This is a genomic window from Microcoleus sp. OTE_8_concoct_300, from assembly GCF_031383065.1.
Lineage (GTDB): Bacteria > Cyanobacteriota > Cyanobacteriia > Cyanobacteriales > Microcoleaceae > Microcoleus.
This window is the reverse complement of record NZ_JANMZH010000544.1, coordinates 1-16316: the sequence shown is the minus strand read 5'-3', so window position 1 is coordinate 16316 and position 16316 is coordinate 1. Positions and strand designations below refer to the sequence as shown.

The window sequence follows — 16316 nt, the reverse complement described above, 5'->3', positions numbered from 1 at the left end:
AAACAAAAGTTGCCAGTAATGAGTTTGGGAGTATTGAGTGAAGAGAATACAGCAATCCTAAATGATTATACTCGTTACCAGGCAGAGCCTGGTAACGCATATCCGGAGGCTCTGCCTCCATAGTCTGGGCCGAGGCAGAGCCTCTGGACATTGGTTCCCAGGCAGAGCTTGGGAACCAGTTAACCAGTTATTGAAACTGATTTAGGATTGCTATAGTGGCGAGCGATCGGCAATTTAGTTGCCTTTACCCAAAACTTCTCTTCCAACTCAACACTCACAGCTCAAAACTATTGAGATAGAGTCCGGCGCTTAGTAACCATCCGGTAGGCTTCAATAATATCCCCATCGGCCCAGTCGCTAAACCCGCTCAAGGAAATGCCGCATTCAAAGCCAGCATTGACTTCCTTGGCATCTTCCTTCATCCGTTTGAGGGAGTCGAGGACACCTTCGTAAACGACATTGTTGCCGCGGCGCACCCGCACCTTGCAGTTACGGATGACTTTGCCAGAGAGTACCATACATCCAGCCACAGCCCCGCGACCGATCGCGAAGACAGCGCGCACTTCGACTTGACCCAAAGGTTCTTCCACCAGTTCGGGTTCCAGCAGACCTTCCATCGCGCCTTGAATGTCATCCAAGAGGTTGTAGATGATGCTGTATTCCCGCACGTCTACGCCCGCTTGGTCAGCCGCGAGGCGAGCCTCGGTGGCGAGAGTAGTATTGAACCCGATAATCACAGCATTGCTGGCTGCTGCCAGGTCAATATCCGTTTCTGTAATTTCCCCAGGAGCAGATAGCAGCAGTCGGAGTTGAACTTCTTTTTGAGGAAGTTGAGTCAGAGCGCCGACAATTGCTTCGAGGGAGCCTTGGACATCTGCCTTCAAGATCAAGTTGAGTTCCTTGAGAACGCCTTCCTTAGCTTGTTGAGAGAAGCCGCTGAGGCTGATCCGGCCGCCTTGCAGCAGGCGGGAATCTCGTTGGGATGTAGCTCTTCCAGAGGCGATCGCCGCTGCTTCTTTTTCGTTTGCGAAGACATCAAACTCGTCTCCGGCGCGAGGAACTTCCCGCAGCCCTAGCACTTCCACCGCGAAGGATGGAGTTGCTTGCTCTACGCGATCGCCCCGGTCATCGATCATTGCCCGCACCTTGCCCAGAGCCGAGCCTGCGACCACAATATCGCCCACTCGCAGAGTGCCGTTCTGCACCAGCAGAGTTGCCACAGGCCCCCTTGCCTTGTCGAGGTGAGCTTCAATCACAGTACCCTTAGCCGGTCGGTGCGGGTTAGCGTTGAGGTCTTCCATTTCCGCGACTGTCAGAATCATTTCCAACAGCGTATCGAGGTTTTCGCCTCGGATCGCGCTGACTGGCACCATCGTGACATCACCGCCCCAGTCATCTGCGACCAAGCCGTACTCAGTAAGCTCTTGCTTCACCCGTTCCGGCTGAGCACCCTCCTTGTCTACTTTATTGATAGCCACGACTATTGGCACTTTCGCCGCTTTCGCGTGGCTGATCGCTTCAATTGTCTGGGGTCGCACGCCGTCGTCGGCCGCCACCACCAAGATGGCGATGTCCGTAACCCGTGTTCCCCGAGCCCGCATCGCTGTAAAGGCTTCGTGGCCGGGCGTATCCAAAAATACCACCTGCTGGCTCTTGCCGTCGTGTTCCACATCTACGTGGTAAGCACCGATGTGCTGGGTAATACCCCCAGCTTCTCCCTGAGCCACCTTTGTTTTGCGGATCGAGTCGAGCAAGGTAGTTTTGCCGTGATCCACGTGTCCCATAATCGTTACCACTGGCGGACGGCGTTCGAGGTATTCCAAATCGGCTGCGTCCAGCATCTCGATCACTTTGATAGCTGGGGCTACTTTTTCTGGGGTTTCCACCTCTACGCCCATTTCTTCGGCTACCATCCTCACCGCTGGAATGTCCAGGGTTTCGGTAATGTTGACCGCAATGCCTTTAGAGAACAGCCGCTTAATAATTTCGGTTTCCGGAACAGCCAGAGTAACTGCTAGTTCCTGAACGGTCATCGGCCTGCTTAGATACAGCTTTTCTGGACGTTCTACCTTAGCTTCTGCTGTTTTGCCCCGGTTGCTGCGTCCCCCGGTCGAACCTGAAGAAGAACTTTTATCGTGAGAAGGACCCGGTCTCTTATTTTTTCCACTGTTTCCGGGTGCGCCCGGAGTTGGTGTTGACTTTGGTGCTGTTTGTCCCTTGGCTTTAGCTGGGCGGGCTAGGGACAGGCTGACCGTGACTGGTGCTGGCAGATCCAAGCCGTTTTCTAAGTCATCGTCATCCTCGTCTATGGGTTTGAGGCGAGAACGTTTTGCCTTAACTGCCTTGGCAGCTTTGGCAGCATCTGAGTTTTCGTCATCATCTTCTTCCCAAATGACCGATGTCTTTTTGGCAGGACGAGGGAGGGAGGGCCTTTCGAGGAGAGGAATCTCCAGCAACGGCGTATTATCTTCTTCATTGTCATCCGTGTCATCCCCTATGGCTCCGGTGTCACCGCCGCGGCTACGCAGCCCGGTAGCTGACGTTGCGGGGGCAAGGCTCCGGCGCGGGCCACCGGGCTGGGGTCGATCGGCCAGTGGAGTTTTGACTGGGCCACCAGCGCCTTCCCGGCGCGGTCTTTGCGCGTCGCGGGATTCGGTACCTCCCGGTGTAGGTCTGCTGGGGCGGCTCGGTTTAGCCGGCGCTTCCAGAGTTTCTGACTGTCCTGATTGGTCTTGCTCGGTTCTTGCAAGTTTGAGTACCGGCTTGTTTCCCAGATTTTGTGGGGTACGGCTAGCCGACTCGGATGCCCCTCTGACTGGCGGCGACGTGAGTTTGGCCGACGGCGCAGGGGGGGCGATCGGCGGTTGCTTGGTGCGTTCGGGAGCCTTTTCCGACGGCGGTTGAGGTGCTGTAGGTGCCTGAGCCTGGGCGGTTGTTTCCGGGGCGATCGCACCTACATTTTCCGAGACTGTTTCCGAGACTGTTTCCGACACTGTTTCTGACGCTGTTTCTGACGGAGCCGCCGGGACAGCGACATTTGGCTTCGACAGTACAGGTCGATTGATATTCGGTTTAGCTGGAGGCTGGAGTTGTTGAGCTGCAGGCGACTTGGGAGGAGTTGCCACGGTTGCCGCGGGCTGGTTTTTGTTCTCCTCGTTGCCTGCAGGCTGGGAGGAAGCACCAGCCGGCCGTACTTTTGGACTGCGTATTTCTAAAATTTGCTGCTTTTTTTGTTGGTCGTTAGGGTGAGGGCCAGATTCTCTAGATGGCGCTGCTGCTCTTTCGGGTGGAGCTGGCTTGCCGGGGGAAGAGTGGCTACTGGCTACGTATTTTTCCGCCGTTTTGCGAATGCGCTCTGCTTCGGATTCTGTAATTGTGCTGCTGTGGCTCTTGACTGAAATATTGAGCCGCTCGCATACTGCCAAGATGTCTTTATTATCCAAATTTAGTTCCCGTGATAATTCGTAAATTCTTACTTTGCCGTTGTTCATCCACTCTGCCCTCTTTTGTGCCAACCAGTTTTTACATTGTGATTTTTTGTTCTAATGACGACATCATTCGCTGTGATTGATTCAGTGTCAGGAATCGGGGTTTTGGTACTCGCTCAGCAATTTTATCTAAAAGATGCAACTCGCTGAAGTCTGCGGTTGGAGAATTCTCAAGTCTTTTTAGGAACTTGGAACTCTGAAGTCTGAATTTTGGCAACTGCCACTCTCTCAAGCTTCAAAGTTTGCTTTTCCACCTTGAGGATACCTCTGCTAGTACCCTACCCTTATCTAATCTGACACAAATCTTTCCAGACTGGTGGGCAGATCGGATTGGGGTTTTAGAGCTGGCGCTACCGGTAATTACTGGTAGGGCTGCCAAGAGGGTTTATACAGTCGAGGCCGAACTATTGTCGGTTTTTCGCCCGGCCCGGGATGGTGTCAGATGTACGGTCAGATTTACACTCAGATGTGGCTAAACGCTGCCAAAGTGTTTGGTACAGTTCGTCAGACACAGGCGCTTTGAGCGATCGCCCAAGTCGATTTTTTTTCTGAGCTGCTTTGAGGCATTCGGCTTCCCGACAAAGGTAAGCCGAACGGCCAATGCCACTATCTAATTGTACCTGATGAGAAGGATAGAGCCTGACTACTCGCCAAAAAGCTTCCTTAGGAGCTATTTTTCGACAACTTGCACAGCACCGGTAGTTCGGTTTCATTTCTTGTGAAAGGGGGAGTAGGGGGAGAGGGGGGAGTAGGGGACAAGTCCTCCTTGTCTCCCTTCGAGAGAAAATATTGTGAATGTCACAGTTTTTAGACGGCGGCTTCGGTTTCCTCCGTGGCGGCTGCCTCCTCTTCATCAAATTCTGCGGTTTCCTCGTCGTAGTCGCCTGCTTCGTCTGCGTCGTAGTCGCCTGCTAGTTCTTCGAGCCTGGTTGCTTCTGCTGCCAATTTGCTGTCTTCGGCCGCGCGATCGTACTTAGCAATATCTTTGATATCAATTTTCCAACCAGTTAGGCGGGCTGCGAGGCGCACGTTCTGACCTTCTTTGCCAATGGCAAGACTCAGTTGGTCTTCAGCGACCAAAATGTGAGCTCTCCTGCCTTCTGGAGCAACTAAACGCACTTCATCTACTCTAGCGGGACTCAGAGCGTTGGCAATATAAGTTGCTGGGTCTGGAGACCAGCGGATCACGTCTATTTTTTCGCCGCGCAATTCGTTGACTACTACCTGAATCCGCGATCCCCGCGCTCCGATGCAGGCTCCTACCGGATCTACATCGCGATCGAGAGTATCAACTGCTATTTTAGTCCGGGGGCCGACGTGCCGGGAGGGCGGATTTGCCTCCCTGGCTACGGCGACAATCCTCACCACCCCGTCTTCTATTTCTGGTACTTCGTTAGCAAACAGGTAAACCACCAAACCTGCGTCGGCTCTAGAAACAAGTAACTGCGGCCCACGAGTTGAGCCTTCGCCTACTTTTTTGAGATAAACCTTGAATGTAGCGTTTGCCCGGTAATTGTCGTTGGGCAACTGTTCCCGCTTAGGGAGTTCGGCATCTACTTCTGGCTGACCGAAGCTGCTGGTGACTGCTAAAATCACCGACTGCCTCTCAAACCTGAGCACTCTTGCTTGAAGAACGGTTTCTTCTAAATCTTTAAACTCTTCTTGAATCATTTTGCGCTGTTGGTCGCGCAGTTTTTGAGCAAGAACTTGTTTGGTCTGGATGGCCGCCATGCGACCAAATTCTTTTTGATTTGGTGTTACGTCTACGAGCACGATGCTGCCCGGTTGAGCTTCCGTGGCTACTTCTTGCACTTCAGAAAGTGAAATTTCGTGATCGGGATTGATGACTTCTTCGACAATAGTTTTGTTTGCTAAGACGCGGAAACCTTCTTGTTCTGCGTCGAGTTCTACATCAAAGTTGTCGAAGTATTCTTCGCTGAAGTGGTCGAGTTTTTGGGTCCGGCGGTAGCGTTCGTATCCTTTGAGCAGGGCTTCTCGCAAGGCTGCTTGGACGGCGTGTTTCGGTAAATTGCGTTCTTTGCTAATACCTTCGACCATTTCTTTTAGTCCGGGCAGGGGAACCATTGACATATAAAACACTCCTTTTTTGCTTTGGTAATAAGTAACTGGTAATCGGTAATTGGTACTGGGGAATTTTCGAGTAAAAGCGATGGCAGATGATTGATGAGTTACTGGATAGGATAAGGAAAGCAGGGTGCTGTAACAATTTATTTGTTGTTCCTATTCAACCCGCTGCTAAAGATGTGATTGTTAAAAAGTAACTCGCAGCGAAGCGTTTTCAGCTTGCTGCGAGGCAATCTCAAAACTCAAAAATCAAAACTCAAAACTCCAAATTTCCCTTTACCTCTCCTTTCCTTCGTCTAGTTCAACTTTGACAATCTGAGGGCGGGGAATTTTAACCTGTCGCCCTTTTTGATTGAGATAAACCGCTGTTTCATCCCGGGAGAGGAGTAGTCCTTTCCACTCTTTGATTCGCGAGTCCGGTTCGGTGGCTTTGACTGTCACGGGGAAACCTTTAAAGGTAATGAATTCTCGATCGCTGCTGAGCAATCGGGATATTCCGGGACTCGAAATCTCTAGCACGTAGGCATCGGGTATGATGTCGGCTGCCTCTAACTCCGCATCGAGGGCTGTGCTCATGCGCTCGCAGTCGGCTAAACCGGTGTCTTGTTGGAGGTTGCGGATGTCTACCCGCAAGACGGGAGGATTTTGGTTGGTGTGAAACACTGCTCCCACTACTTCCAATCCCAGTGTTTCCGCAACGGGGGTAGCTAAGTCAATGATTTGTGGGATTAGGGGATGAGTCATATCGAATACTTAAGTTAAAACTCCTGAACTCGGATACGGGCAAGGAAAAATTTGGTGTTGAGATTGCTTGGCTTTGAGGTGGTTTGATTAGGTGGCTGCGACTTTCCTCTTCAACTTTGGGACTTAGCCAACATCCCTGCAGGGGATCTCCAGCGGGGGGATTACCCCTACTGGATCAGTCCTCAACTTGCAAGTCTGACCCCCTGAGCTCTTTTCCTGGGACTAATGCAACAAAAAAAGTGGGCTTGACCCACTCCTAGGTAAAACAATTTCTTCCAAGAAGTTTGAGGACTTCTTCCGATCGAAGGCAGGCCTCAGTTCTCAGTTTAGCTCGATCGCCCGCCCGGTGACAAACCGATCGCCCTCGGGCGAGTGTCCGAGGGGAGAGGGGGAGAGCTCACAGGGGGAATCAGAACGACTTCATCACCGTTTTGGAGTGGGGTGGGGCGAGGGCAAATTCCTGGTTGATACCGCTCACGGGTGCGAACGCCCATAGTTAGAACAGTGGGCGTGAGGCACTCAGGCGTTCTAGAACTTGCGATACGGGAGTTTATGATGGGAAATTCTAATTTCAGTTCGGACAAGCCCTATGCTTCTTCATAGGCAGCCAATAGTTTGACCCCGCCCAAAAACGGATACTTGTGAACCACCAATCGCCATCCGCCCAAAATTTTCGACCCTAGTTCAAGCTCCCAGATTCATCTGTGGAGTAAATCTCAAATCCTTCGATGCTCGCGCGACTCGACGGCGAGAGCTCGCGCGAGCCGAACCTCTGGCGCCCCCGTCTCATATCAAATCCGCCCTTCATCGTCCTGTATTCATCTCTGTGTTCTGGAGACTCTGCGTTCTCTGTGTACTCTGCGGTTTAATCATTCCAATGCAACCGGAATTGATATCAAATCTCAAATCGACTGACAGTGACGGTGATTGGTAAATTAGACATTACCGATCGCATGATTAACGGTATATTGACCAAACAGCCAAACAAAGATTCACCATAAAAAATCCCCATTACTAATGCTGAATAGGAAGCTCAATTACAAACTCTACCCCCCCTTCGGGCGACGAAATGCAAGTCAGCTTACCACCATGTTTTTCTTCGACGATCTCACGGCTAATAGACAAACCTAAACCAGTCCCTTTACCCACTGATTTAGTAGTAAACATCGGCGTGAATAAATGCTGCATTACTTCCTCAGTTATGCCAACCCCATTATCAGCAATCCGAATCACCACTCGGTCACCCTCAAGCATTTCAGTGCAGATCCGAATCTGTGGACTGTGATTGCTCTGTTTCTTTTCCCCGCACAGCGGACAACTGATTGTATACTCTTCTAAAGCATCAATTCCATTCGCCAATATATTCATAAACACCTGATTAAGTGGCCCCGGATAACACTCGACTAGCGGCAATTCGCCATACTCTTTAATCACTGCAATTTCTGGGAAAGTTCCTTTAGCTTTCAGTCGATGCCCTAAAATTAATAAGGTACTATCTAGCCCATCGTGAATATTCACTGGCGTTAGTGCCGATGTATCCAACCGAGAGAAATTACGCAGTGACAGAGAAAGATTGTAAAGTCGCTCTGTTCCTACCGCCATTGAATCAATAATTTTGGGCAAATCTTCAACAATAAAATCTAACTCAATTTCCAAGGACTTATCCTCAAATTCTGATGTCGAAGTAACGCTGTGCTGGCAAAGCCGAATCATCCCGAGCAAATCGGCAATATATTCCTTAGCAATAGGGATATTATTGGAGATACAACTAATTGGATTGTTAATTTCGTGAGCCACCCCAGCTACAAGTTGACCAAGACAAGCCATCTTTTCACTTTGAACGATTTGCACTTGAGCTTTTTGAAGATGATCCAAAGCTTGAGAAAGTTCAGCCGTTCGTTCTTCCACCCGTTTTTCTAACTCCTGCGCGAGCTGATGTAACGCTGCTTCTGCTGCGAGCCTGTCTTCAATTTCCTGTTTGAGAAGCAGATTTTGCTGTGCGAGAGTTTTAGTCAAAGAACGCAGTGTTAAATGGAGATTGACGCGAGCTAACACCTCCTTTTGTTCAAAAGGCTTAGTAATGTAATCCACCGCCCCTAGATTAAAGCCTTTGACTTTATCTCCTATGTCAGAAAGAGCCGTCATAAAAATCACCGGAATTTCGTGCGTCAACCGACTTGCCTTCAGCCGATGACAGGTTTCAAACCCGTCAATTCCTGGCATCATCACATCTAACAGAATCAAATCAGGCTGACTATATTCAGCCTGTTCGATGGCAGTTTCGCCATCAGTTGCTACCCATATCTCCCATCCAGAACCAGCTAAGGCTTCAGAAAGCACGTCCAGATTGCTAGAGTTGTCATCGACGATTAAGATGGTGCTTGTTTCCATATTGCCTACCTTCATTATTTTTAGATTCTGTGGGATTTAATAAAATCTTTGATTTTTTTCACCTGATAGCCTTGGGCTAACTGGCGCAGCTCAATAGCAAAGGAAACAAATTGCTTATCCAATTTTTCTAGGTGTTCACTGCGCTCCACAATTGCTTTTACGTTGCCTCTCATAGCCAGTTCAAATAAAATTTCAATTTCTTCGGGCGGCGGAACTATTAAAGAGGTCGATTCAGAAAGTGATTGAGGAGCAGAGGAAAGGGAAATAGTGCTGATTTCTTCCGGCTTTTTTTCCTCATATATCCATTCAATTTCTAAATACTTTTGCAACATCTCAAATAGCTCTTCTGCCTGCACTGGCTTACCGAGAAAATCGTTGGCTCCCCCCTCCAAACTTTTATGTTGATCGGTAGCAAATACACTGGCAGATGAAGCAATGATTGCCACTTCTTTATAGTGTGGCAAATTTCGGATACGGCGCATCATCTCAAAACCATCTAACACTGGCATCACCAAGTCAGTGATAATCATATCAAACTTAAACTCTTCTACTTTTTCTAAACCCTCTTGACCGTTTTTAGCTTCGGTTACTTCAAATCCGAGGGGTGAGAGCAGATTGACAATGACTGAGAGATTTTCCCATTTGTCATCCACAACCAAAACTTTCTGCTTTCTACCTTGGTAGCCAACTAGCTTTCCTAGCTTGGCAATGGTGGCTGTATTTGCCCAGTCTGCCGCTTCCAGTAAATCCAAATCTAACCAAAAAACACTGCCGGATTCTGACTGACTTTTTACTTGAATTGTACTACCCATCATTTCGACAATTTTCTGGCTAATTGTTAAACCTAGTCCGGTGCCTTCCGCATGACGCTTGCTGTCTCCTACCTGTTCAAAAGGAAAAAATATTTTTTCTAATTGTTCTGGTGTCATACCAACGCCAGTATCTTCTATTTGAAAGCGAATTTTGTGAATTGGTGAGGCTGGCTTTGGCTCATTGCTTTGTAAGTTTTCACCTGTCCCCTTTTGGAGAGGTTCTATCTTAAAAGTCACCCCTCCCGACTCGGTAAACTTAATTGCATTGCTCAGTAAGTTAATGAGTACCTGTCGCAAGCGTTTTTCGTCAGCATGGATGCCCGCAGGCAGTTCAGAACAGGGTTGATAAACAAAGGAAATTCCTTTTTGTTCGGCTCGGATGCGGCAGATTTCCGCGACTCCCTGCAAAAAGGAAGGAAAATGAAAATCTTTCGCGTACAGTTCCAATTTCTGGGCTTCAATTTTAGCGAGGTCTAAGATGTCATTGATCAGGGTTAGCAGGTGGGAGCCACACTGGTGAATGATACTGATGCCTTGGAGCTCTTTCGGAGCCATCGTTTTCGATCGTTCTAGGATTTGAGCGTACCCTAAAATGCCATTGAGTGGCGTTCTCAATTCGTGACTCATATTCGCTAAAAATTCACTTTTAGCTTGGTTGGCAGTATCAGCGATTTGTTTGGCTTCCGTGAGTTCGACGGTGCGTTCTTCTACTCGGATTTCTAGCTCTGAATTGGTCTTGGCTAGCGCCTTAAAGGATTCGCGCAACTGCTGGGCCATAAGGTTAAAAGACTGACCCAGAACTTCTAGTTCTTCTACGCCTTTTACCTGCACATTTTTCTCTAACTCTCCACTCGCAATTGCCCTAGAAGCTTCGCTCAAAAGGAGAATCTGGCGGGTAATCCAGCGTGAGGTTAATATTCCTAAAACGGTAGCCAGCGCCAAGGCTCCCAAACACAACACAATGGTAGTCTGGGTATTGGCGTTAATTTGATCCATAAAATCCCTTTCAGGAACTACCACCACGATCAGCCAGTCCAAGCCTCGGCTATCCTGAAATGGCATGACTTGGAGGAATTGCCGCTGGCCGCCGAGAGTAAAATCTAATTGTTGAGAACTGTTAATTTTAGTGAGGTCGCCAAAGTGTTCTTTTAAATGCGCTGTTGTCAGCCGAATTAAATCATCTTTGCTGTCTAAAGCATTTAGGCGATCCATCTTACCATTTTTCGTGATAAATGCTTCTTTGAGATTTGAACTAGCTACTAGAAATCCTGAACGTTCTATAATGAATGTCTCTCCCGAACGTCCGATTTTTAAGCTGTGCAGGAAGTCACTGACGAAAGAGAGCAGAAAATTAGCAACTAATACTCCGCTTAGCTCACCACTTGCGTCATAAACGGGATGTCCGGCGGGGAGCGAGAGCATTTTTTGACCGACAATCGGAAAAATCTTACTCCATGTCGGCTTGCCTAAGCGTACACTATCTTTATACCAGGAACGAGTGAGTATATCATAGTTACGGGAGACTTGTAAGAGGTTTGTTTGATTGCCTTCGCTATCAGATTCATAGATATGAAGTTCATTCCGATACTCTTTGTCTGCTATTTTAAAAATTACTTTGCCATCCTCTTGACGTTCAACGGCAATGAACTCTCCATTTTTGGTAGCAAAACCCATATTAGGTATAGAATTGAAGACTTGTACTTGCTCCCATAAATAACGCTCTGCACTCTCTAAGTCGTCTGGATTTAAGTATCCTAGTCGAATGGCATTGGCATTCAGTTGATTGACGCGAGGGGCTGTATCTAGGTATGTGTTGAGCTGCTGGTGGATGCGGGCCGTAATTTCACTCCGCAACTGGCTAGCAACTTCGTTGACTGCTTTTTGTCCGTTGCGTAAGGATAGCCAACCTGTGAGCCCGACGGCTGCAAAGATTTGCAGAACGAATGGGAATACTAAAATCAGGCGCAGGGACACCTTTTTTTTAGAACGGTTTGATAAGAAAGTGGTTGCAGAGGTGTGTGACATGGATTTGTGTTACTCCTGGGTAACGAGTTGGCTGAAAAATCTCAGTGGATTTAGTGCAATGAGGCTGAGGAAATATATATAGGGCGTTGCTGATTTACGGTATGAAAGGCTAAATATGCCAGTCATAGAAACCAGTATCCACAAAGCTTCTGGATGTTAAACTTATTTTTTTCATACCCTGATTAAGCAACGCCATATATAGAAAAGCAATCTCTTGTAGTTAGTGAAAATTTTTAGACAGTAACTTGCTTGAACAAGCATGGCTACTTACGTGTTTTCTCGGAGAGGGCTATAATTATAGCTAACTAAAGATGCTGACGCGCCTGATTTTTTTTCTAGCCTTTGTAAAACTTTTTCGCCTTTAGGAAAGCACTTAGCAATCATATCTAATAGATTACTTGGTTTAGAGCTATTGGTAGTAGTTTTTAACTTTACTTTACAGATGGGCTCTCCAAAGTAGAATTTCCTCAAACTTACATATAAATTGATATAACGCTAAAAACATGACACGCCAGGCCGCTGAGAACCCTAATGGCGGTGTAACTCACTACCGCGCTGAAGATTTGAGGCACAACCCTGCCGATGACTCTGGTAGACAATGCCGATCGCAAATGAAACTTTACAATTCAAGCAAGTTTCATTTGCAGGAGTTTCAGCAGGGTAATGGCTAATTGCTAATAGCGGAAGAAAAAAATAAGTAAAGCGGTGCTGCAGAGGGGATTATGACACAGGATAGGGGTTAGGGCTATTCTTTTAATTCTGGGAAACTATAGCCTTTCTCAGAAAGATGAGGTACAATAACAGCAGTGTGTAAACCAGTTAAAAATATTTGATGATGTAACTTGACTGAACGCCCACTCTAGGGCTTTGGCTAATTCTTGATAATTAGTAGTCTTGATAGAACGGAGAATAATTTTAAGCTTTGACCAGAGATTCTCAATTGGTGAAAAATCTGGTGAATAAGGAGATAAGTATATTAATTTTGCCCCTTTTTTTTCGCTCGCTTTTTTCACTTCTTCTCCCAAGTGAATGGGACAATTATCCATGACTACACAAGCACCTTTCCATAGTTTTGGCACAAGTTTTCTGATAATAAAAGCTTCAAATGTAATTGCATCAGTTGGGCCTATTAGATTAACCGATGTCAAAATTTCCTTGACTGACATTGCTCCAATTATTGAGACATTTTTGCCACGCGCAAGTTGGTTTTGGCCCCCTGGCTCTTTGACCTTTCAAAGCTCTAGCATATAACCTAACCATTGCTAAATTAACTCCAGATTCGTCAATGAATATTAAGTCTTTCAAACCTTACTCTTTGATTTTTTGCCAGAACTCACATCGCAGGAGTTGAACTCGGTCGGTGCCTTTTTCCGAGGGGAAGAGAGTTTTTTTTTGACAGTAATATCTAAGAGTTTTATCATTCTTGCTATTGTCGCTCTACTAACGGAAAATCCAATTTTCCCATAAAGTAAATAACGAAGTTCTTCAAGAGTAGCATCATTGTTTAATTCAATCAATTCCCCCAATATGAGTAGTTGCTCTGCATTCAGTTTGCCTTTGACTCCACATCGGTGAGTTCGGGGAGTAATGTTTTTTGTTTCACGATATTGTTTAAGCAATTTTTGTACAAAGCTGAGGGCTACAGAAAAACGCTTAGCTATTGCTTTTTGTGAAATCGGTTCAGTATGATAAGTATCAAGGATTTTTTGCCTAAAATCAATCGAATAAGTTTTCATTTTTAACAATGTATGAAGAGGAGTACAAGTAAACGTGTTGTGAGTCAACCAGATCGTGCTGTCAGAAAAATGCTATTATGTGTGCTATCGCTTTCGCGTGGCTTTACTGAACCATATAATTATAGTTCATTCGATGTGTGTTCTCTGTTTGACCCTCATGAATGAATGTCAGTAACATCATACCTCATCTTTCTGAGAAAGGCTATATTCACCTGAATTGAATTTAATTGAGATTTTGTGGCGGTTTATCAAATATGAATGGCTCGAAATAGATGCCTACTCTAGCTGGCAATCTCTTGTTTCATCTGTCGAAATAATTCTTAAAGAATTTGGAGATAATTATGTAATTAATTTTGCTTAACTACTTAATACTTGTTGCTGTTCGGCTAGATTAGAAGCCCCTTGTTTCTCTAAAAGCGTCCAGAATAGCGGAAAAGCTCTTTTTTGATAAATCGCACTTACCATTAAGACGTTATACTCTTGACCTTGGGTTCTATCCAATGCAATGACTAATTGAGTACCGGCTTTGAGCTGATGAGAGATCGCTTCTTTGATAATCGGAAACCAGAGCACAAGTATGCTAAGTGGCTTAATCTGTAAAAATCGTTGTATGTGACGGCGACGACTACTTTGCAATATCGGTAATGGCAGAGCTGCGGCTAATCGTTCGATTTTGACTTGTTTCTGGGATTGTAACAACTTGTGCGAGCATTTTTAGGGTAAGTAATTGTGCTGGTGTGAGATATTTTTGGAGTAGATCGTGATAGAATGATGGCAACATATTATTAATTGGGGTCTTGTGGTATTAACGAGACCCTTATTTTTTATCACAACTGGGTACTTTTTCCCCTCTTGGGAGCTTTGTGTCAACAAGCTCAAATTTTTGTTGCAGGGTCGAGCGCGCGAAAACGCTTGCCTGTAATGCTTCAGGGGCGCTTGTCGCCCCCTGAAGTCAACGGTGGTGCAAGGGTTCTGTGCCATTTTACCTGTTTTCCTTGCACCTGAGTCTCGTTCTGGCGATCGAAACTCAGGCAGCGCCACCTGATGGCGCTTATTCAGCAAGCCCTAATTAGCTTTAGCAGGGTCTTGCCCTTGGTTTTCAGCTAAAGCAGCAGCTGGGTTGGCGATCGCATCCGGTAGTTCCTCTTCTAGCAGTCGCAGGCGCGGGTACTGGTAGGCGACAACCGTTACCAGCATGGTGAGCGCTCCCAATGTGATGAACATCAGACCAATGCCGCGCCCCGGTCCAACGCCGATGAGCTGTCCAATGCTTCCTGCTAGGAGTCCACCAGTGGTCATGAGGGGCTCGAAGACCCGGTCAGCTAGCGGTCCGGCGACGACATAAGCCAGCGGTAGGGATGATTCTGTGATCGCTCTCATTAAGGCAAAAACTCTTCCCTGCACATCGGGCATAACTTTTCTTTGGAAGATGACTTGGATAGAGCCGTTGATGATTGGCAGACCGACAAAGAAGAGGAAGGCGGCAAAAGCGAAAAGCGGGGCGGAGGGCCGCAGTCCGGCTATAACAATGCTCAGTCCGTTGAGTAGCATGAAGCCAAACACGCTTTTGATGAGGCGCACTGGTCCTCCCCATGTACTCATCACCACACTACCGACCAGCATGCCGCTGCCTCCGATAGACAGCACAGTGCCTAGTACAGCAGCTGAGGCAAAGGACAGTACCAGTGGCGTGGCTAGCACCTCAACGATGCCCACGAGGAAGTTGCTGGTGGCCAAGAAGATCAGCAGCCCTAGTAGTCCAGGACGAGCCGTGATGTAAGTCCAACCGTAGGCAGCCTCACGTAGTAGCGAACCTTTCCCAACTTGGCTGGCTGGTGTGGTTTCAGGTTGAGGTTTGGGGAACCGAACCAAGAGCAGCGTCACGAGGGCGAAGAGGAATGTCGCAAAGTCGAGCAGGATAACGCCCTGAATTTGAAGGGTCACGACCAGTATGCCCGCCAGTACTGGTGAGATGAGTCGGGCGACGGATTGCCCCAGATGGATCAATCCACTGGCACGACCGAGATGCTGCGACGGCACAAGCAGCGTGGTGGCAGCTGCATAGGCTGGGTACTGGAAGGCGCTACAGGTGGAACTGACGGATGTGGCTAAGTAGATATGCCAGAGTTCAAGCCGATCGGTCAAGAGCAACAGTGCGATCGCCAGGGTACTCAGACCTGCGCCGCAGTCGCCTAATAGCATAGTCCAGCGCCGATCCCAGCGATCAACAAGGGTGCCTGCTATGGGGGAAATCACAATGCCCGGTAGGGTCGTAAACAAAGAAATCAGGGCAAACTGAGTGACCGAGCCAGTGCGCTGGTATACCCACACGCCCAGCGCGAAGCCGGTGAGACCGGAGCCGATGAGCGAGACCATCTGTCCCAACCAAATGATGATGAAGACCCGCATATGTGTGGCTGTAGGGTGTTGGGTTATCTTATTTTCTTTCATCATCTGCCTGTGCCTTATCGAGGCAGGCTCTTAACTTTTCTGCTAAAACCCGGACGTGGGGTTCGGTCACCATTGTGATGTGATCGCCCGGGACTGAGTAGGTCTCTACGGGTTCGGAAGAAACCTTATCCCAACCCATTGCGGGATTATCACAGAACTGTTCACTCCAGAACTGTTCACTAGCAGGAAAAACGGTAATTTGATTCGGATATACTTCGTGTGGCACATAATGAGTTTTATGGTTGGCTTTGAAAACTTGCACCAGGCCGCGAAGTTGCGCTAGTTTAGCCTCTGGAGGGAAGAAGTTGGCCCTTTTCAACCGCTCCAGAATGTAGTTCAATTGCTCGTCCAGAGCTAGGGGCTGAAGATCCTCGTAAGATACCGATAAGTTCTTTCCCAACAATTGTTCTATGGTCGTTGCCACATCAATTAAGTATCTAGCCTCATCATCATGCTCAACCTCTACAGGTTTGTTTGTAGGAAGCGGTGCCTCTGTGTCCAGAATGGCGAGCAGAGCCACCTCTTGTCCCTGATGAAGTAACTGTAGGGCCATCTCAAATGCTACATAGCTGCCAAAGGAATGG

Annotated in this window: 11 protein-coding genes and 2 pseudogenes; 2 read left to right on the top strand and 11 right to left on the bottom strand. The window is 47.6% G+C overall.

All coding sequences use genetic code 11. The features are described 5' to 3' along the window. Positions 1 to 287: 287 nt before the first annotated feature. From infB to ACUVJL_RS25160, 7 genes are all read right to left on the bottom strand, one after another. A complete protein-coding gene (infB, locus tag ACUVJL_RS25190) occupies positions 288 to 3491 on the bottom strand; it encodes a translation initiation factor IF-2 (protein WP_445248336.1) in 3204 nt (1067 codons plus the stop codon). Between the two features lie 401 nt (positions 3492 to 3892). Continuing rightward, on the bottom strand, positions 3893 to 4201 hold the full coding sequence (locus ACUVJL_RS25185) for a YlxR family protein (RefSeq protein ID WP_445248335.1): 309 nt from the start codon (positions 4199 to 4201) through the stop codon (positions 3893 to 3895). Positions 4202 to 4295: 94 nt separating this feature from the next. After that, the gene (gene nusA, locus ACUVJL_RS25180; RefSeq protein WP_445248334.1) at positions 4296 to 5579 is read right to left on the bottom strand and encodes a transcription termination factor NusA; all 1284 of its coding nucleotides are present in this window, start codon (positions 5577 to 5579) and stop codon (positions 4296 to 4298) included. A 270-nt stretch (positions 5580 to 5849) separates the two neighbouring features. Next, positions 5850 to 6317 carry a ribosome maturation factor RimP gene (rimP, locus tag ACUVJL_RS25175; protein WP_172191967.1) on the bottom strand — a complete coding sequence of 156 codons (468 nt, stop codon included), beginning with the start codon at positions 6315 to 6317 and terminating at the stop codon, positions 5850 to 5852. Between the two features lie 326 nt (positions 6318 to 6643). After that, positions 6644 to 6811 (bottom strand): hypothetical protein, encoded by a 168-nt coding sequence (locus ACUVJL_RS25170; RefSeq protein WP_445248333.1) that lies wholly within the window; start codon positions 6809 to 6811, stop codon positions 6644 to 6646. 520 nt (positions 6812 to 7331) lie between these two features. Beyond that, on the bottom strand, positions 7332 to 8708 hold the full coding sequence (locus tag ACUVJL_RS25165) for a hybrid sensor histidine kinase/response regulator (protein WP_445248332.1): 1377 nt from the start codon (positions 8706 to 8708) through the stop codon (positions 7332 to 7334). A 20-nt stretch (positions 8709 to 8728) separates the two neighbouring features. After that, positions 8729 to 11545 (bottom strand): ATP-binding protein, encoded by a 2817-nt coding sequence (locus ACUVJL_RS25160; RefSeq protein WP_445248331.1) that lies wholly within the window; start codon positions 11543 to 11545, stop codon positions 8729 to 8731. A 503-nt stretch (positions 11546 to 12048) separates the two neighbouring features. On the opposite strand from ACUVJL_RS25160, the gene ACUVJL_RS25155 reads away from it, so the two are divergent. Next, entirely contained in the window at positions 12049 to 12216 is a 168-nt protein-coding gene (locus ACUVJL_RS25155; protein WP_445248330.1) for a hypothetical protein, read from the top strand. A gap of 108 nt (positions 12217 to 12324) precedes the next feature. Here ACUVJL_RS25155 and ACUVJL_RS25150 read toward each other — a convergent pair. Continuing rightward, positions 12325 to 13281: pseudogene (locus tag ACUVJL_RS25150) on the bottom strand (IS630 family transposase). Between the two features lie 205 nt (positions 13282 to 13486). On the opposite strand from ACUVJL_RS25150, the pseudogene ACUVJL_RS25145 reads away from it, so the two are divergent. After that, positions 13487 to 13642: pseudogene (locus ACUVJL_RS25145) on the top strand (IS630-like element ISAcma34 family transposase); the annotation flags it as partial. Here the strand turns inward: ACUVJL_RS25145 and ACUVJL_RS25140 are convergent. The 3 genes from ACUVJL_RS25140 to ACUVJL_RS25130 form a co-directional block, all read right to left on the bottom strand. After that, positions 13639 to 13980 (bottom strand): hypothetical protein, encoded by a 342-nt coding sequence (locus ACUVJL_RS25140; protein WP_445248329.1) that lies wholly within the window; start codon positions 13978 to 13980, stop codon positions 13639 to 13641. The pseudogene ACUVJL_RS25145 and the gene ACUVJL_RS25140 sit on opposite strands and share 4 nt — an antisense overlap. Before the next feature lie 366 nt (positions 13981 to 14346). Then, positions 14347 to 15735: an MFS transporter gene (locus ACUVJL_RS25135; protein WP_445248328.1), complete on the bottom strand. Its 1389-nt coding sequence runs from the start codon at positions 15733 to 15735 to the stop codon at positions 14347 to 14349. Beyond that, the coding region (locus tag ACUVJL_RS25130) for a thioesterase domain-containing protein (RefSeq protein WP_445248327.1) at positions 15719 to 16316 on the bottom strand (598 nt) is incomplete at its 5' end. The genes ACUVJL_RS25130 and ACUVJL_RS25135, both read right to left, overlap by 17 nt.